General features: G+C 60.3%; 28 protein-coding genes. 27 read left to right on the top strand and 1 reads right to left on the bottom strand.

Annotated features, from left to right (window positions below; translation table 11 throughout):
* Window positions 1-36 precede the first annotated feature (36 nt).
* Window positions 37-264 carry a Cro/CI family transcriptional regulator gene (locus KW836_RS19615; RefSeq protein WP_218344493.1) on the bottom strand — a complete coding sequence of 76 codons (228 nt, stop codon included), beginning with the start codon at window positions 262-264 and terminating at the stop codon, window positions 37-39.
* 73 nt (window positions 265-337) lie between these two features.
* On the opposite strand from KW836_RS19615, the gene KW836_RS19610 reads away from it, so the two are divergent.
* The 27 genes from KW836_RS19610 (at window position 338) to KW836_RS19480 (ending at window position 17024) form a co-directional block, all read left to right on the top strand.
* Window positions 338-1051, top strand: a complete 714-nt coding sequence (locus KW836_RS19610; protein WP_255595992.1) for a S24 family peptidase — start codon at window positions 338-340, stop codon at window positions 1049-1051.
* 67 nt (window positions 1052-1118) lie between these two features.
* Window positions 1119-1520, top strand: a complete 402-nt coding sequence (locus KW836_RS19605; RefSeq protein ID WP_218344492.1) for a hypothetical protein — start codon at window positions 1119-1121, stop codon at window positions 1518-1520.
* 6 nt (window positions 1521-1526) lie between these two features.
* Complete coding sequence (locus KW836_RS19600) at window positions 1527-1919, top strand: hypothetical protein (protein WP_218344491.1); 393 nt, start codon at window positions 1527-1529, stop codon at window positions 1917-1919.
* 869 nt (window positions 1920-2788) lie between these two features.
* Window positions 2789-2971 (top strand): hypothetical protein, encoded by a 183-nt coding sequence (locus KW836_RS19595; RefSeq protein WP_218344490.1) that lies wholly within the window; start codon window positions 2789-2791, stop codon window positions 2969-2971.
* Between the two features lie 48 nt (window positions 2972-3019).
* Entirely contained in the window at window positions 3020-3280 is a 261-nt protein-coding gene (locus KW836_RS19590) for a hypothetical protein (RefSeq protein ID WP_218344489.1), read from the top strand.
* 2 nt (window positions 3281-3282) lie between these two features.
* A complete protein-coding gene (locus tag KW836_RS19585) occupies window positions 3283-3450 on the top strand; it encodes a hypothetical protein (protein ID WP_218344488.1) in 168 nt (55 codons plus the stop codon).
* Between the two features lie 1070 nt (window positions 3451-4520).
* Window positions 4521-4844, top strand: a complete 324-nt coding sequence (locus KW836_RS19580; protein WP_218344487.1) for a hypothetical protein — start codon at window positions 4521-4523, stop codon at window positions 4842-4844.
* On the top strand, window positions 4841-5107 hold the full coding sequence (locus tag KW836_RS19575; RefSeq protein ID WP_218344486.1) for a hypothetical protein: 267 nt from the start codon (window positions 4841-4843) through the stop codon (window positions 5105-5107). Before KW836_RS19580 ends, KW836_RS19575 begins: the two co-directional genes overlap by 4 nt.
* Window positions 5108-5222: 115 nt before the next feature.
* Entirely contained in the window at window positions 5223-5468 is a 246-nt protein-coding gene (locus KW836_RS19570) for a hypothetical protein (RefSeq protein ID WP_218344485.1), read from the top strand.
* A 9-nt stretch (window positions 5469-5477) separates the two neighbouring features.
* The gene (locus tag KW836_RS19565) at window positions 5478-5750 is read left to right on the top strand and encodes a hypothetical protein (RefSeq protein ID WP_218344484.1); all 273 of its coding nucleotides are present in this window, start codon (window positions 5478-5480) and stop codon (window positions 5748-5750) included.
* On the top strand, window positions 5751-5972 hold the full coding sequence (locus tag KW836_RS19560) for a hypothetical protein (RefSeq protein WP_218344483.1): 222 nt from the start codon (window positions 5751-5753) through the stop codon (window positions 5970-5972). It abuts the gene before it with no gap.
* 247 nt (window positions 5973-6219) lie between these two features.
* On the top strand, window positions 6220-6870 hold the full coding sequence (locus KW836_RS19555) for an ERF family protein (protein WP_218344482.1): 651 nt from the start codon (window positions 6220-6222) through the stop codon (window positions 6868-6870).
* Window positions 6867-7109 (top strand): hypothetical protein, encoded by a 243-nt coding sequence (locus KW836_RS19550; protein ID WP_218344481.1) that lies wholly within the window; start codon window positions 6867-6869, stop codon window positions 7107-7109. The genes KW836_RS19555 and KW836_RS19550 overlap by 4 nt, the downstream gene beginning before the upstream one ends.
* A 242-nt stretch (window positions 7110-7351) precedes the next feature.
* Window positions 7352-7858 (top strand): hypothetical protein, encoded by a 507-nt coding sequence (locus tag KW836_RS19545; protein ID WP_218344480.1) that lies wholly within the window; start codon window positions 7352-7354, stop codon window positions 7856-7858.
* 19 nt (window positions 7859-7877) lie between these two features.
* Entirely contained in the window at window positions 7878-8042 is a 165-nt protein-coding gene (locus KW836_RS19540; protein ID WP_218344479.1) for a hypothetical protein, read from the top strand.
* Window positions 8042-8200, top strand: coding sequence for a hypothetical protein (locus tag KW836_RS19535; protein ID WP_218344478.1), 159 nt, complete (start codon window positions 8042-8044; stop codon window positions 8198-8200). The genes KW836_RS19540 and KW836_RS19535 overlap by 1 nt, the downstream gene beginning before the upstream one ends.
* A 4-nt stretch (window positions 8201-8204) precedes the next feature.
* Window positions 8205-8693, top strand: coding sequence for a hypothetical protein (locus KW836_RS19530; RefSeq protein WP_218344477.1), 489 nt, complete (start codon window positions 8205-8207; stop codon window positions 8691-8693).
* A gap of 3 nt (window positions 8694-8696) precedes the next feature.
* Window positions 8697-9401, top strand: a complete 705-nt coding sequence (locus KW836_RS19525; protein ID WP_218344476.1) for a DNA methyltransferase — start codon at window positions 8697-8699, stop codon at window positions 9399-9401.
* Window positions 9398-10162, top strand: a complete 765-nt coding sequence (locus KW836_RS19520) for a hypothetical protein (protein WP_218344475.1) — start codon at window positions 9398-9400, stop codon at window positions 10160-10162. The genes KW836_RS19525 and KW836_RS19520 overlap by 4 nt, the downstream gene beginning before the upstream one ends.
* Entirely contained in the window at window positions 10152-10859 is a 708-nt protein-coding gene (locus KW836_RS28170; protein WP_218344474.1) for a DNA methyltransferase, read from the top strand. The genes KW836_RS19520 and KW836_RS28170 overlap by 11 nt, the downstream gene beginning before the upstream one ends.
* A gap of 49 nt (window positions 10860-10908) precedes the next feature.
* Window positions 10909-11121, top strand: coding sequence for a hypothetical protein (locus tag KW836_RS19510; RefSeq protein WP_218344473.1), 213 nt, complete (start codon window positions 10909-10911; stop codon window positions 11119-11121).
* Window positions 11118-11561, top strand: coding sequence for a phage protein NinX family protein (locus KW836_RS19505; RefSeq protein ID WP_218344472.1), 444 nt, complete (start codon window positions 11118-11120; stop codon window positions 11559-11561). Before KW836_RS19510 ends, KW836_RS19505 begins: the two co-directional genes overlap by 4 nt.
* A 78-nt stretch (window positions 11562-11639) precedes the next feature.
* Window positions 11640-11966 carry a hypothetical protein gene (locus KW836_RS19500; protein ID WP_218344471.1) on the top strand — a complete coding sequence of 109 codons (327 nt, stop codon included), beginning with the start codon at window positions 11640-11642 and terminating at the stop codon, window positions 11964-11966.
* A gap of 25 nt (window positions 11967-11991) precedes the next feature.
* Complete coding sequence (locus KW836_RS19495; protein WP_218344470.1) at window positions 11992-12210, top strand: DUF4224 domain-containing protein; 219 nt, start codon at window positions 11992-11994, stop codon at window positions 12208-12210.
* Complete coding sequence (locus KW836_RS19490; RefSeq protein ID WP_218344469.1) at window positions 12188-13177, top strand: tyrosine-type recombinase/integrase; 990 nt, start codon at window positions 12188-12190, stop codon at window positions 13175-13177. Before KW836_RS19495 ends, KW836_RS19490 begins: the two co-directional genes overlap by 23 nt.
* A 56-nt stretch (window positions 13178-13233) precedes the next feature.
* Window positions 13234-15834 (top strand): DNA mismatch repair protein MutS, encoded by a 2601-nt coding sequence (gene mutS / locus KW836_RS19485; RefSeq protein WP_218344468.1) that lies wholly within the window; start codon window positions 13234-13236, stop codon window positions 15832-15834.
* Window positions 15831-17024 (top strand): cupin domain-containing protein, encoded by a 1194-nt coding sequence (locus KW836_RS19480; protein ID WP_218344467.1) that lies wholly within the window; start codon window positions 15831-15833, stop codon window positions 17022-17024. Before mutS ends, KW836_RS19480 begins: the two co-directional genes overlap by 4 nt.
* The last annotated feature ends 33 nt before the right edge of the window (window positions 17025-17057 follow it).

Below are 17057 nucleotides of genomic sequence, written 5' to 3'. Positions count from 1 at the left end.
ATTCACCGCATGGAAAACAACAACAAAACTCTGTCTCTACGAAGCAACAGCGGACTCGGCCTTACTGCGCTTACGCGGTTTGGGTGGGAGGCCAAGCAACTCAGGGCGCATCGACCGGCGGGCAATAGCTGCAATCACGCGGTCCTCGATACGGCGAGGTAGTTCCTCGGGCCACTGAGTTACGGCCTGGGACTTGATGCCAATAGCACGCGCGACTTCTGACACGGTGCCGCCTAGCAAGCGAATAGCGTCGGTCTTTTTCATAAGCTCTATGTTAGCACGCTTACAGCAAAAAGCAAGCACGCTAACGCACCAATAAGTTGTAATCACGCTTACGATGAACACCCTAAAAGAACGCATTCAGGAACTAATGGTCGCGACCGGCTGGGACACCAATCAGGTGGCCAAAGTCGCTGGCGTTAGCCGATCGGCTGTGGCCCAATGGCTAGGCCAAGGTTCGAAAATCATCAACACCATCGGCAAAGTGGAGGTGGCTGAACGGCTATCCGAGCAAAGCGGGTTTAGCGCTCTTTGGTTGGCCCAAGGCATGGGGCACAAGATGCGCGCTTCCTCACTCCGGAGCGCACACTCAAGATCAGAAATCGCCGATCTGGATGAATCTATCCGGATCCCACGGTTCGACACGGGGGGAAAGATGGGACATGGATTGCAGCTCAGGGATCAGCCGGGGATCATTGACAGCTTGAAGGTCAGCCCTGAGTGGCTTCAAAAGAACGTCAAGACGTATTCCGCCGAGACAAATTTGGCAATAGTGACGGGGTTTGGCGATTCCATGCAGCCCATGTTCAACCCCGGTGACCCGCTCATCATCGACACGGGGATAGTCACCGTGGAGTTTGATGCGGTCTATTTCTTCCGGGTCGAAAACGAGGGTTTCATCAAGAGGCTACAACGTATCCCAACCGAGTCCGGCATGGTCATTCGCGCTAAGTCGGAAAACAAGGAATACGATTCCTGGGACATTACATCCGGGATGGACTTTGAAGTATTTGGGCGCGTGCTCAAGGTGTGGTGTAGCCGCGACTTTTGATTTGGCTTCCGTGTTACTGCTTACGAAAAGCTAAACTGACTGAAACTGATCATTTTTTGAGCGCGCTATGGAACTCATCCTTTTATGGCCACTTTTGGCCCTCGCTGTTGGAATCTGGGCCTCAAATAAGGGGCGAAGCGGATTCGGATGGTTTCTGCTAGCCATCCTCATTAGTCCGCTGCTGGCGGCGATTTTCCTGGCCGTCAGTGCCGACCTATCGAGGCAGGCCGAAGCCAGGCCGACAAAAGCTACGCATGTGAAGTGTCCTGACTGTGCCGAACTTATCCTCAAGGAAGCAAAGGTCTGCAAGCATTGCGGCTGCCGCTTGGCGCCGCAATACTCGGATCCAGAGCCAGGCACGTTAAAGACGATCATTGGCGACATTCCTGATACCGGCGCAAGCAAGGTGATCTATTGGGTTTGCGTTGCTCTAGTGCTAGCCGTCGTGATCTGGATCTCTAAACGATAGACGCTCATGCTTACCATCGTCTTCTTCTGGCTGATGTTTGCCCTGGTCGTCGGCATGATCGCCTCCAGCCGCGGCAGATCCGGCTTCGGCTGGTTCCTCCTGGCCTGCCTTGTCAGCCCTCTGCTGGCTGGTATTTTCCTTCTGGTTAGCTCCAACCTGGCAACGAAAGCGGACCGTCCCAACCCGTCGACGCACGTTAAATGCCCGGATTGCGCCGAGCTTGTTCTGGCTGAGGCAAAGGTGTGCAAGCACTGCGGCTGCAAGCTGATCCCCGTTTCCCTTCAAACCAATGCGGACGGCGAGCCGGTAAAGTTGCCTCCACCAAAATACGAGCCCTCCGGCTGGATGATGCTGTTCTTAGTTGGAGTAGTGATCGCTGTTATTTACCTAGCGCGCTGAAGCGTAGACCCCAAATCGCCCGCCTTAGTGCGGGCTTTTTTTCGCCCTCATCATAAGCACGCTTACGTTTTTAGCGTTAGCACGCTTGACATTAAGAGTTAGCACGCTTACACTGGCTTCACGCTATCAAACAGCGAAGCAAGACCCCCACGGACCCTCAGCCAGCAGTCAGGGCATCGCCTCAAGAGGGAGACGTAGCAAGCACGAAGTTGCATGGGGAAGGCGAGAACTGGTGTACAGGCGGTGGCCCCGCCGAGAGAGAAAGCCCGGATGCCCAGACCGTAAGAGTGGTGGTGAGCCACGCGGGAATTGCCTAGCCAGGGCTGCAACCTGGTGGACCGGATCGCCACGACGAGTACCCCTTGGGAGACGTGGACGCTGCGAGCAAGGGAAGAGGATATGGCCTCGGTTGAGGCCACATTCACCAGCCCACTCATTGAGTGCTGGCTGACGAATGAACGATCAATACCGCAGCCTGGGCGGCCCGTAGTCGGGATAGCCAGGACGCGTAAGCCGGTAGAGCGCGCATCAGTTATCACCGGCAGCAAAGGCGCTTCCCTAATCTCCTTTGAACCTCAGGATGCAGTGACCCGGACAGTGTGGGGCCCGACGGTTCGGCCAGCCCTGTGCGTTGCGACGATCTGCATTGCGTGACTTTGCCGACTGACCGGGCGTAAGCGGTCCATCTGCCTGCGCCGTGACAGGACGCAGACACGTGAATCCTGAAAGAAGCGGCGGCGTGGAAGGACACGCTAATTGCGGACTAGGGGTGTCCAGCGGCCGCACAGCTAAGGTTGCCAACCCCAAGCCGGTACTCAAGCCCGGCCCGCTTCTTTCAGGATCCATACCGATTAACAAGGAGAACGAGCATGGCACTGACCATCCAGAAAAGCCCGAAGATGCGACGAATCATGGTGACGGTCCCACAGATCCTGGATGACCAGAACCGCGACGTGACGATGCGCGAATTGAAAAAGGTAATTGTCCGCGAGCATTTTGGCGGTGATCTTGGGTCGCTGAAATCTATCCCGAGTACCAAGGCCATCAGTTAGACATAGTTGCCCCTCCCTATTAGCAGCCCGAATGGCAAAGGAGAAGATATGACAACGCATACGCCGGGGCCGTGGCATCTGAGCGCGGCTAAGGATTGCATCTGGCATCAAGACCACGGGCGAGTCTGTACGTGGCCCAATCACGCGCAGGTATGGAACTGGGAAGCGAACGCCCGCCTGATCGCCGCCGCCCCGGATCTCCTAGATGCGCTTGCGGCATTGATCGGATGCATTGATCACGGGAGCGACGATCCTGCATCAAAACTTGATGCAGCAAGAGCAGCCATCGCCAAAGCCACCGGAGCATAGCCATGACCACCACCCACTACGCAGCATCCGCCAGCAACGCCATGGCCAGCTGGTACCAGATGTGGGACCACGCCGACGCTACGTACTGGGTATCGCTTGGACTTGACGGCTGGTACTCGTACGGTCTTGGCGTGATGGACGACTTTGGCAATCTGGTGAAGGTGAAGTAACGCGCTCAGGGCCGCGCAAGCCCTGAACCAACATAAGGAACGAGTAAATGTTCTTGTTCTTCCTGATCCTGGCGGCGTGGTCAGACCCGCGCCCGCTTTGGTGGTCGCCTCCTGCCAGAGGCCCCTACCGTGAGCCGCCTAAGCCGCGCGTGTGGAAAGTGGAGTGGGGTTAGTGACCAGTAACCCTAAATAGACAGCGGTTGGCAGACCGCGAACATACCTTAGATCGCAGTACCTAACCCGGACCGGGTAAGAGTCCGGGGCTTTCGACAGACCGCATTACGGCAGCGTGTTAGCGACGTTGCTTTCTTTCATCAATGCGTGAAGGTGTAGATGGTCAAAATACCGCACCCTACGGCGGGACCGAGGCTTTGCATCGGGGCGTAGTGCGGTCTGTCGAGGGTGAGCAGGAAATCAGCAGGCACCGGATCTTGTAATCCGACGAGCCAGGAGTAACGGGGATGAAAAGCCACTGGCCTCCCCGCCGCTGACATACGGGTAGCTCCCGGCCACCCCCACCCAAATCTCCCTGGCGCCGTGCAACAGTCGGCCGTCTCCCGGACGAAACCCGGGGTCCTCAAGCGAGGTGGCTTAGCGAGATCTGGACGTTTTGACCGGCAGGCATGTCGGCCAATCGGGATGCAGACGTTAGCAACGTGGCCACGTGAGCCGCCTCCCTTGATGGCAGCAGTACCGTGCTAGCCGGTCCGGGCCAAACCCGGCTGTTATCACGAGGCGCAATCGTTAACTGCGATGACGGGCGGAGAAAATTAGCGTGCCGCTGACCACCCCGGGAAAGCAGCGGGGGCTATCAAGGCAGAGTGTTCTACCCACGTTATGCGGTGGTTGCCATGGACGCATGGCCTAAAGAGCGCTCTGCCTTGAGGGTATGCAGTACGCCCAGGCGATGGGCAGCGGGCTAGAAGTGGATCCACCCGCGCTAGGCAGACTTACTACGCAAGCCGGATTCGCACCCGGCACCCTCACCCCTCAAGCCCCCACTATTCCCCCTAATTCTCCCGTGCAGGGTATGCCGGGGGAGAGCGGGGGCTTACCTGATTGGAGATCGTATGGAAGACCGTGAATGGCTGCAATCGCTGACCGATGGTAGCGAAGTTCTTGTCACTGGAACGTGGGTTAAGCCGCGCATTGCTACGGTCGATAGGGTCACCAAGACGCAGATCATTGTCGGTGGCTCTCGCTACAGCAAAGAAACCAGACAGCTAATCGGCGCAGATAGATGGTCTAGAGCCCAGATCCAACAGGTGTCAGACGGATTCCGAGAAAGCCAAAACAAAGCGTTGCTCAAGGCAAAGATACTTGACCGGCTAGATAGCGCGACCACCGAAGAACTGGCCCAGATCAACGTGATCCTAACAAAGGAGCATTCATGAGAAAGAACAAGATACTGCTGCCAGATCTTCCGTACAGCCTGCTTGAAACGCTCTCTGGAGACGAGATCAACGATGTGTACGACTACGCCGAGCGAGCCGCCCGTGCGGCTATGGCGGCGCAGGAGCCAGCGGCGTGGATGATGGTCGAGCGGAATTACTGGGGTGATCCACCATTCTGTTTGTCTAACCCCGCCAGAATATACAAGTCCCTCTACGTTCCGCTTGCCCGAGTTCCCAATCCCGACAAAGACTCGCCATGCTAGCCGCCCTCAAGCACATGCTGCACAACGCCTGGGCCATGCGCTGGTACTACGCAACCCTAATTATCCCGCTCGCGTGCGTAGTGGGGTGGTAGGACTTTTCTGATTGGGAGCTTACATGAAGCAATCATTGATTCTTGTCGTGGCGTTGTTGGCTGGATGCACGAATGCCGACGACGCAACCCGGGCCTTGAAAGCTGCTGGCTATACCGATATCCAAATCACTGGGTATCGCTGGTTTGGATGCAGCAAAGACGACAGCGTACACACCGGGTTCATTGCGACAGGCCGCGACGGATCCAAAGTCACCGGCATCGTGTGCGGCGAGTTGTTCTTCAAAGGAAACACCATCCGCACCGACTAGGAGACTGACATGGACCGTTGGCATGGAGACGAGCAATACGAAGTCCTCACCGCCACCGTGCAGGACGTATGCCAGACGCTGGGAAACCCTGCTAGCTGGGACGCAGACGGGCATGACGCTATGTGGTGGACCAAGCGGCTGGAGGAAGCTGAGTTTTTCAAGAATCTCGGGCATGCGGATCATCTGGCTATTTTGCAGACGGTGATGAACAGCAATTCTCAGTGGTGCTTGCATCTTCAGAGAGATATCAAGCACGCGATCAAGATTGAATTGGAGGGATAGATGAACACTGACAAAGACGGCGGCAACGCCTTTCCGGTCCCTGGCTTGCAGGACGATCCCGACTTCAACGGCCTAAGCGTGCGCGACTACTTCGCGGCCAAGGCGATGCAGGGATTCAATGCAAACCCCACCCCTGAAATGCTGACGTGGTCGCTGGAGAAAATAGCCAAACACTCTTATAGGCAGGCCGACGCCATGCTGGCTGCCAGAGGTGAGACATGACCCGCCTACTCCGCAAGATCCTCCAATCCGATGCCTACGAGAAAGTAGGCATTTTTTCTGCCGCCGTCCTTGTAGCAACCCTGCTTGCCGTGGCTTACGGGGAGTTGTTCCGAGCCGACCAAGAATCCGCCGAGCGCTGGGCGAAGGACGGCGGCACCCGATACGCAGCAGGTGAAAGCTATGGGCCACGATGACGAAGCCGCCGCGCTGGCCTATCAGCAACAACTAGACGAACAGGAACACGACTATGAGCGTTCACAAGAAACTCATGCAGGCCAGGCTGCGCTTGCAGCAGGCCGAACTGAAGAAGTCCGGGCATAACAAGTTCGCGGGCTACTTCTACTTCGAGCTGGGCGACTTCCTGCCGACCACCCAAGAAATCTTCCACGAGTTGGGCTTGTGCGGTGTGGTGAGCTTCACCGCCGATGTTGCCAGTCTGACTGTGGTTGATACGGACGGCGGCGGCCAAATCGTCTTCACGTCCCCAATGGGAAGCGCCAACCTCAAGGGCTGCCACGAAGTCCAGAACATCGGTGCAGTGGAAACGTATCAAAGGCGATACCTGTGGGGCACCGCCATGGAGATTGTCGAGCATGACGCTCTCGATTCCAGTGAGCCGGTGAAGGAAGCGAAGGCCACTAATAAGGCCAAGCCGACTGACGGGGCCATGGCGTCCCTCAGCAATCAGGAACGCCAAACAGCAAGAAAAATTGCTGACGCCATTCAGCAAGCCTATGTGGCTGATGACGGCTGGAAGGCTTACGAAGAATGGGACACCACGGAAGGCAGCGTGGAATTCAAGACTGCTATCTGGAGCCTGCTTGACAGCAAGTGTCGGGCGGCAATCAAGCAAATGAAGGAACAGGCTCAGAACGAGCCAGCGGAGGTTACTCAGTGAGCTACGACAACAGCGGCATCTTGTTCAAAAACGACCGCAAGACCGAATCCAAACATCCTGATTACAACGGCTCTATCACCGTTGATGGCGTTGAGTACTGGCTTTCGGCCTGGATCAAGGAGGGCCAAAAAGGCAAGTTCATGAGCCTGTCTGTCAAGCCGAAGGAAGAGAAGGCCCAGAAGCCCACCGCACCGGCCCGCCAACCCGCTTACGGCGACGACGATCCCCCGCCGTTCTGATCCCCGGCAGCTCCCAGCACAACCTACCTGGAACCCGCAGCATCCGCTGGGGGCTGCCACCCTATTCCTTGGAGATATGACTATGGACCGCCCAGTTTGGGTCGTTGAATCGTTCTATGCGAACAAGTGGGGGATGGACGAAATGTTTCGAACCCGCCGAGAGGCGCGGCAATACCAACAACGGTACTACGCGCCTGGCGTTTCCCGCATCCGCAAGTACGTCCCCGCCTAACGGAGTTCACATGAGCAAGCGATATGGCCGCAATCAAAAGCGGCGAGCGCGAGAACGTATCGCGCAGTTGGAAGCCGCTCGTGTAAGTGATCAAGGACTGTTGACTCACGTTCGCCGTGAGCTGAGCAATGCCGAGCAAGTTATCGACCACGCTCGAAAAGTCCTGGGGAACGACGTTGCACTGCCTCCCATAGAGAGGGGCTACCACCCTAACCCGCTTGGCGGCGATTTTCGGATGGCTGAGCAGAAGCGATCATTTGCCTGCTCCTACGAGAACTCGCCGATGTTCCTGGAAAACAAGGTTATCCAGTTGCGACAGCTACTTGCCCGCATTGAGTTCCGAGACTCCCCCAGAGCGGTGCATTTCTATGTGCGCTTGGATGACGGCAATGTCGCCTACGCCATAGACGAGCGCGCCTTCATGCAGATGCGTCCAGAGGAACTGGAAGCAACCCTTCTTGGCCCCATAAGCCGAGAACTGGCTCGGCACCTCGCACGCCACCTAAGCAAACGCTGAACCACCATTCGGAGCAGATATGGACATCGCGCAACAACTCGAGCAAGCCGACGCAGACCGCGTTGACGGCTTCACGACCGACAAGCAGTACATGGAGCGCCGTGCCGAGATTGTGGCGCGGACCGTGGACCTTGATGACGCATATGACCGATACAAGGAGCGTGCGCTCCTGAGGGGGATGTGATGACTACGGACGAATTTCGCGACGACGATGAAGACCCGGTAGAGAGCCTTGTGATGGCCTGGGGCCTCCCGGGCTTCGTGATCGGCCTGGCGCTGGCTTGTGTGTTTTTCCTGTACATCGCCAACCGCATTGCATCCTTCTTCTACCCTGGAGCGTGAACAAATGACACAACAATGGAAGCTGGTGCCGGTCGCGGAGCCCACGCCTGAAATGCGCGATGCCTTCGCCCGAGTATTCCACGATAACGAGCAGGCTGACACCTTCGGCCCGGCTGTGGTGGCAATGCTGGAAGCTGCGCCCACCCCTCCCGCCAGCGCACAGGACGATGCGAAGGACGAGCGCGCGACCCTTGCTCGCAAGGCCATCGAATGGGCCACTCCGGGCAACGTCATGGCTGCCCCGCTTGTTGCCTGCGAACACATTCGCGGGATGGCGACTTTGGTACTCAAAGCTCCCGCTGCTGGCGATGCGCGGGATGCGGCGCGCCTGGATTGGATCGCTCAGAACGCATGGGCTATTCGAGATCTTGAGAACGGCCGAAAGAATGCGCTCGTCTGGCAGCAACCGCGCACGTCAACCGAAGGGGCGTTGGATCGCCTGCGCGCCGCCATCGACGCCGCCATTGCAGCCTCTCAGCAGCAGGAGGGGTGAGACATGCGAGTCGAGCAAATCGGCGGAGCCACTCTGTACCAGGGCGACTGCCGCGAGATCCTGCCGACGATTCCGAGGGTGGAAGCGGTGATCACCGACCCCCCCTACGGGATTGGTGAGGCAGCCGGCAAAAACCGCACCAGAGGCTCAGCCGCTGGGGCCAACAAATGGAAGGGATCACGAAACACCACGGGTGTGGGCGTCGCTTCCACCGACTTCGGGGCAGCGCTGGAATGGGATAGCGCGCCACCAGACCGTGAGCTACTGAAGCTCGTGCTGGCTGCAGGAGATTTGCAGGTGCTCTTTGGCGGCAACTACTTCGAATTGCCGCCTTCCAGTTGTTGGCTGGTCTGGGACAAGGTGAATGGGGAAACGGACTTCGCAGACTGCGAATTAGCCTGGACCAACATGAAGAAGGCCGTGCGTCTCATCCGATGGATGTGGAACGGCATGCTTCAGCAGGACATGGCGAACAAAGAGATCCGTGAGCACCCAACCCAGAAGCCGGTGCCAGTAATGACGTGGGCAATCCAACAGGCGGGATGCCCGGGAACAATTTTGGACCCCTTTATGGGGTCTGGCACCACAGGTGTAGCCGCCGTTCAACTCGGCCGGGCCTTCATCGGCATTGAACGGGAACCCCGGTACTTCGACATTGCCTGCAGGCGCATCGAAGACGCTCAACGACAAGAGAGGCTATTCGCATGACCAACAACACCCCTGCCCCGGCGCCGAAGGATGCCGTGCTGACCACTGGGCAAATCCTGAGTCTGGAACGTCGCAGCAACATGACCGACGACGAAGCGTTGCGCTTCGCCCGCGCCATCGAATCCGCCCTGCTACCCAAGCTGCGCGCCCCTGTAGCCGATGAGCGGCCCGACGAGTACGAGCATTTTTCGGACTGGCTCAAGAAAGATGGCCCGATTGAGCGCGAAGTGACGAAAGCCGAAATGGCGCGTCATGGTTGGATGGCGGGCATGAGGTTTGCCGACTTCTACCCCCTGGCAAGCGCCCCTGTAGCCGGTCCGATCCAGTGGCCGACCATGCCACCGTCTAAGGGGCAATCGCCCGTGCTATTCGAGGATGGCTATGCGGAAGGCTGGGCCAAGTGCATGGACGAGTGCCGGCGCGCAGTGTCTGCGGCAAGCGCCCCTGTAGCCGGGGAGGCGCAGCCGGTGGCGTGGGGGACAACGGACGGCCGCGAGCCGATCAGCGACGCGCTCAAACGTGCGCATTCCCGATACGCCACGGCCTACACCGTGCCCTACTATGCCGCGCCCCAGGCCAGCGAGGCGGACCCGCTGCAAGGCGCGGCAGATTGGCTTATGCGCGCATTTGAGCCTCCGTTGAGCGCTTCGGACTTGGCCCGCCAATTGGTGATTGGCTACAACCGCGCAACGCGTTTACGTGACGCCGCCCTGTCCGCGCAACCGGGCGCGCAGAAGAACGGAGGCAGCGATGCGGGTTGAGCAGATTGGTACCGCGACGCTTTACTGCGGAGACTGCACCGATCACTTGGCTGCCTTGCAGGAAGCGGCCGGCGTGCTCACTGATCCGCCTTTCGGAATCAGTTACCGCAGCGGGTTCGCAACGGATGCGCTATGGAGCGAAGAAGGCATTAAGGGCGATAGCTCGCCTGCCATGCGCGATTACGTCCTGGCCAGACTCCAGGGAAAACCCATGCTCGTTTTCGGAAGCTGGAAAGCCCCACGTCCCCAAGGTACGCGCGCCGTTCTCATATGGGACAAGGGCCCTGCCCTGGGCATGGGTGCACTGGATATCCCATGGAAGCCTAGCACCGAAGAGATTTACGTCCTCGGAAAGGGCTTCGTCGGATCCAGGGACGAAGGCGCCGTACTTATGTGCCCGCCCGTCCAAAGCATGGCGAAGAATGGTCGCAGTCACCCGAACGAAAAGCCTGTCGCGCTTCTGCAGCGGCTACTTCGGAAGCTGCCCGAAGGGTTGATCGCAGATCCCTTCATGGGTAGTGGGAGCACCGGGGTCGCATGCGTTGAGGCTGGCCGACCTTTTGTAGGGTGTGAGCTGGACGAGCGGTACTTCGACATCGCATGTCGTCGCATCGAGGACGCTCAGCGGCAACATCAACTATTCCCCCTTGGTGACGGTGCCCAGTCCCACCCCGACCACAAGGACGGAGGCACTTGACTCATATATAGCGCATAGCCCGTTACTGTGAATCATTAATGAGACAAACATGACCAAAGACGAACTAGAGCAGATAGCCACCCGCGAGGCGCACTGCAAGCCCTATGGCTCTGCGGTGACGCTCAGTATTGGAGAGCGCGACGAGCTGGTGGCGCTGGCGAGGGATGGAATGCTGCTGCGGGAGAAGTTCACCAGCGGCAATCAGATTGCGGTTGAGCGGGTGACTGTGCGGGCCGAGGAATTGGACAAGGAGGTAGTGTGAAGGTATCTGAACTGGAAGGCATCAAACTGGACTACTGGGTAGCGCAAGCCAACATCCTAAACGGGGGGCATTGGAAGGACATCGAGCTACGCCCCTACCGCTCCGACTGCTGGACGCTCTATGACCGTTCTGAAGACATGATTTTCGGTTGGATCACCGAGAACTTCCTTGACTCTATCAAGCTCAGGCAGGAACTCAATCTAGGTCACGCGGGCCTTCATTTCTGGCCGTCGGTCGACTGGCAGCACGGGGGCCCGATCATCCAGGCCGAGCGAATCAGTGCTTATGCCCAAGTTGACGAGGGCAACCTACTGCACTGGGTCGGAGTGGTCGAGCAGATGCAAACCGCCCGGCGCGGTTGGCTCGGGCCCACGCCCCTGGTCGCCGCCATGCGCGCCTACGTCGCCAGCAAGTACGGAGAAGAAGTACCGGATGAATGATGCAATTGAGCAGATGCTCAAAACGACGCAGCAACAATGGATGCCCGCCTAGCGCGGGCTTTGTTTTGGAGAAAGCAGATGGGATACCGCACCGTTGTGATGCTCTACAACGATCAGGCTGGACAGTGGACCAACGACCCGGACCTTGGGATGAAGATTTCCAGGAAGATGAACTTCGCGATGGGCACTCCCATCCATCCGCGGGAAGTTGATCTTTCCTACGGGCGGATCATCCAGTGCCACCATGCCGACTGCCTGGACCTTGGCATCTTCAATAGCTACCAATTCGTGCCCCTGGCGTCTGGAGCTTGGCAGCGTGGCGAGGAATCCGACGTAATGGCCCTTCGCATGCTCAAGGAAGCGGCGGAGAAGCTTGGCTACCGACTGGTAAAACGCCCTGCTTGATGCAGGGCTTGGTTTTGGAGGCGATATGCTGACCCTTACCGACCAGGAAATCGGCGAGATCACCGCTCGCCAGCGTCGCCCGGCCCAGATGAAGGTCCTCAAAGCGCTGGGGATCCGCTATCAGGTCAGGCCCGATGGCTCCCTACTGGTCTACCGTCGATACGTGGACAAGGGCCACCCCGATACAATCCCGTCTCGGGAACCGCAAATGAGGCTGAGAAATGGGCCGTCCGCGCAAATCTGACAAGCATTTGCCGCCCTGCGTCTATGAAAAGCACGGCGCTTACTACTACGTCAAAGCCGGGAAGTGGACTCGCCTGGCGGCGGATCTGCCTGCCGCTTTGGCCGAGTACGCACGTCGGTTCGATAACCCGCGTGGAGGCATGCCGGAGCTTGTGGAAAAGGTCCTGACGCACATGTCTCCGAAGCTATCGAAAAACACCATCGATCAGTACAAGATCGCTGCTGCGCGGATCAAAGAGACGTTCGCTGAGTTCGCTCCGGACCAGATCCGGCCGAAGCACGTTGCCGCGCTCAAGATGGACATGTCCGACACGCCAAACATGGCGAACCGCGTGCTGTCGTTCCTGAAGACGGTTTTCAGTTATGCCGTCGAATGGCAACTGGTCGACAGCAATCCTTGCGTCGGGATCCGCCGTCATGCCGAGGGAAAGCGCCAGCGCTACATCACGGACGACGAATACGCCGCCATTTACGCGAAAGCAAACCCGCGGATGCAGGTCATCATGGATTTGCTGTACCTTACCGGGCAGCGCGTCGGGGATGTGATCGCTATCAAGCGAGCGGACATCAACGACGAGGGCATAGCGTTCGACCAGCAGAAGACTGGCGCGAAACTGCTGGTCCGCTGGACGCCAGAGCTACGGGACGCGATTGCTCGGGCAAACGCTCTGAATGGTAATGTGCTGGCTCCCACTCTGTTCCGCACCCGGTCCCATACTAAGGGCGCACCTTCCTATGGAGCCACCAGGGACCGATGGAAGGAGGCAGTGGAGGCTGCCGGTGTCAAAGACGCCAACATTCATGACCTGCGCGCCAAATCCCTGACGGACGCAAAGCGCCAAGGCAAGGACGCGCAATTGCTGGCTGGCCACACGACCGCCGCCATGACTGACCGATACATCCGGCTGCGTGAAGTGCCTGTAGTTGATGGCCCCACGTTCAGCCGCCAAGCAAAGAAAACCGCCTGAGTTTTAGACTGTCTAATATAAGCATGTCGCAAGTCATTGATTCACAACATACTCCCATGATGCAACAGTACCTGCGCCTCAAAGCCGAGGCCGGGCCGTTGCTGCTGTTCTATCGCATGGGCGACTTCTATGAAATGTTCTACGAAGACGCCGAGCGCGGCGCGCGGTTGCTTAACCTCACGTTGACCAAGCGGGGCTCGTCCAACGGCGTGCCCATTCCCATGGCCGGGCTGCCCGTGCATGCCATGGAGCAATACCTGGCGCGGCTCGTCGCGATGGGCGAGTCCATCGCCATCTGCGAACAGATCGGCGATCCCGCCGCCTCGAAGGGCCCGGTCGAGCGCCGTATCGTGCGCATTGTGACGCCTGGCACGTTAACGGACGACGCGCTCCTGCCCGCCAAGGCGGACCGCGCGCTGGCGTCCATTTTCGTCAGCGGCAGCGCGCGTGCCCCGCGAGCGGGACTGGCCTGGCTGAATCTGGCCAGCGGCGAGTTCCGCGTGACCGAATGCGCACCTGCCCAGCTGGAATCCGAATTGCACCGGATCGCGCCGGCGGAAATTATTTGCGCCGACAGCGCCGAATTCGACTTTCCGTTCGAAGGCGCGCGCTCCCGGGTGCCGGACTGGCACTTTGAAAGCGACGGCGCGCGCGCGCACCTGCTGGCGCATTTCAAGACCGACACGTTGGCGGGCTTTGATATTGAAGACATGCCAGCCGGCATCTGCGCGGCGGGCGCCCTGCTGCGTTATGCAGCGCGCACGCAGTCGCAGGCGCTGGCGCACGTGCAGAGCCTGTCCGCCGAGCGGCCCGGGCAGTTCGTGTTGCTGGACCCGGTCACGCGCCGCAACCTGGAGCTGACCCAGACGCTGTCGGGCGAAGACTCGCCCACGCTGTTCTCGCTGCTGGACGGTTGCCGCACGCCGATGGGTAGCCGTCTCCTGCGCCGCTGGCTGCATCACCCCTTGCGCGAGAATGAGCAGGCGCTGGCGCGGCAGCAGGCCATTTCTGCGCTGCTGGCCGGCCGTATGGACGTCGAGCAGACGTTCGGTTCGGCGGGACTGCTGGAAGCCCTGCGCGCCTCCTTGAACGCCTTTCCCGATATCGAGCGCATCGCGGCGCGACTGGCGCTGCGGTCCGTGCGTCCGCGCGAACTGGCCAGCCTGCGCGATGCGCTGCAGGCCCTGCCGGCGCTGGCCGATCTGGTCGAGCCCATGTCGGCCTCGCCGCGCATCGGCGAACTGATCTCCCACCTGTCGGTGGATCCCGCGCTGGCCGCGCTGCTGGTGCGGGCGATTGCCCCCGAGCCGGCCGTGGCCATCCGCGACGGCGGCGTGCTGGCGGCTGGCTTTGATGCGGAACTGGACGAATTGCGCGGTCTGGCCGCCGATGGCGGGGACTTCCTGGTCCAGCTCGAAGCCCGCGAGCGCGAGCGCACGGGCATCAGCAATCTGCGCGTGGAGTTCAACCGCGTGCATGGCTTCTATATCGAGGTCACCAAGGGCCAGACGGCCAAGGTGCCAGAAGACTACCGCCGCCGCCAGACGCTCAAGAACGCCGAACGCTATATCACCCCCGAGCTCAAGACCTGGGAAGACAAGGTGCTGTCGGCGCAAGACCGCTCGCTGGCGCGCGAAAAATGGCTGTTCGAGCAGTTGCTCGACGTGCTGGCCGAACACGTGCGCCCGTTGTCCGACTGCGCCGCAGCGCTGGCCGAACTGGACACGCTGGCCGCCCTGGCCGAGCACGCGCAGCGTCACGACTGGATCGCGCCCGAGCTGTCCGAGCAGGCCGACATCGACATCGACGCCGGCCGCCACCCGGTGGTGGAGCGCGCCATCGAACGCTTTACGCCGAACGGCTGCCGCCTGGATCCGGCGCGGCGCATGCTGTTGATCACCGGCCCGAACATGGGCGGTAAGTCGACGTACATGCGGCAGGTGGCGCTGATTGTGCTGCTGGCGCGCATCGGCAGCTTCGTGCCTGCGTCGCGCGCCCGGATCGGCAAGATCGATCGCATCTTCACGCGCATCGGCGCGGCCGACGATCTGGCGGGCGGACGCTCGACCTTCATGATGGAGATGACGGAGGCCGCGGCCATCCTGTCGGCCAGCACGCCCAACAGTCTGGTGCTGATGGACGAGATCGGGCGCGGCACGTCTACCTATGACGGCCTGGCGCTTGCGTGGGCTATCGCCTGCCGCCTCTTGTCGCACAACCGCGCGCTGACGCTGTTTGCCACGCACTACTTTGAATTGACGCGTCTGCCCGCCGAGCAGGCCACGGCCGCCAACGTGCACCTGGCCGCCGCGGAATCGGCAAGCGGCATCGTGTTCCTGCACGAAGTGCGCGAAGGTCCGGCCAGCCGCAGCTATGGGATTCAGGTGGCGCAGCGCGCGGGCGTGCCCGCCGCGGTCATCCGCCAGGCGACACGCGAACTTGAACGCCTGGAAGCGCAAGGCGCCCCGACGCCGCAGCTCGGCCTGTTCTCGGCCGCCGCCGAGGCCGACGCGCAGGCGTACGCCGAAGCCGAACGTTCGGACGCCATCGAAGCGCTGGACTCGCTGCGCGAGGAACTTTCCGGCATTGACCCCGACAGCCTCACCCCGCGCGAAGCGCTGGATGCCCTTTACCGCTTGAAGAAGCACCTCCAATGAACCTCGACCAACCGCTGCCGCTCCTGGGCAATCAAAGCCCCAACGACTTCATGCGCCGTTACTGGCAGAAGAAGCCGTTGCTGATCCGCCAGGCCATTCCGGCTTTCAAGCCGCCCGTCACCATCGCGGCCATCAAGAAGCTCGCGCGCCGCGACGACGTGGAATCGCGTCTGATCTGGCGCGAGAACGGTGAATGGCAGATGGAAAACGGCCCCTTCGCGCGCCTGCCCAAGGATAACGAGGGTGACTGGACGCTGCTGGTGCAGAGCGTGGACCTGCATAGCGATGCCGCGGCCGAACTGATGGCCTTATTCCGCTTCATTCCGGACGCGCGCCTGGACGATGTGATGATCAGCGTCGCCAGCCACGGCGGCGGCGTCGGTCCGCATTTCGACAGCTACGACGTGTTCCTGCTGCAGGCCGCGGGCGAGCGCGAATGGAGCTACGGCCGCCAGAAGGACCTGTCGCTGGAGCCGGGTCTGCCGCTCAAGATCCTGAGCAACTTCCAGCCCGAGGAAAAGGCAGTACTGGCGCCGGGCGACATGCTGTACCTGCCGCCGCAGGCCGCGCATGACGGCATTGCCATGGGCGACGGCTGCATGACGATCTCCATCGGTTTCCGGGCGCCGACGCAGGCGACACTGGCGCGCGGGCTCCTGGAAGCCGCTGCGGACCAGGTGATGGCCCGCGTGGGCCTTCTGGGCGGTCCGTACGGTGAACCCGCCCTGCCCGGCCCGAAGCTGTCGGCGGTCTACCGCGACCCGGCCCAGCCGGCGGTGGACACGCCCGCGGCGCTGCCGGACGGGCTGGTGGCCGCCACGCTGGAAACGGTCGAGAAGCTGCGTTTTGACGATGCCCTGGCCTCGCGCTTCCTGGGCTGCTGGCTGACCGAGCCCAGCAACCTCAGCGTGTTCGATGCGCCCGAGGGGTTGGATGTCGATCTGGAAGAAGATTGGCCCGCGTCCGGCCGCCTGGTGTTGGATCGCCGCAGCCGCATGCTGTATCGCGGCAAGCAGCTTTTCATCAACGGGGAAACGGCCATGACGCCCGCCGACGTGGCGTTGCGCCTCTTGGCCGATGCGCGTAGCCTGGATTGTGCGCATCCCGCTTGCGCCCGTCTGTCAGAGGATGCGCGCGCCTGCCTGGCGGATTGGCTGGACTCGGGTTGGATTCATTACCGCCCCGAGTAGTATCTGGAAACCTGAAAGTATCCGTGTCGCACA

The organism is Achromobacter sp. ACM05 (assembly GCF_019218915.1).
In the GTDB taxonomy this organism is placed as follows: Bacteria; Pseudomonadota; Gammaproteobacteria; order Burkholderiales; family Burkholderiaceae_B; genus Achromobacter; species Achromobacter animicus.
The sequence above is the reverse complement of the archived record's forward strand: the minus strand, read 5'-3'. Positions and strand labels throughout refer to the sequence as shown.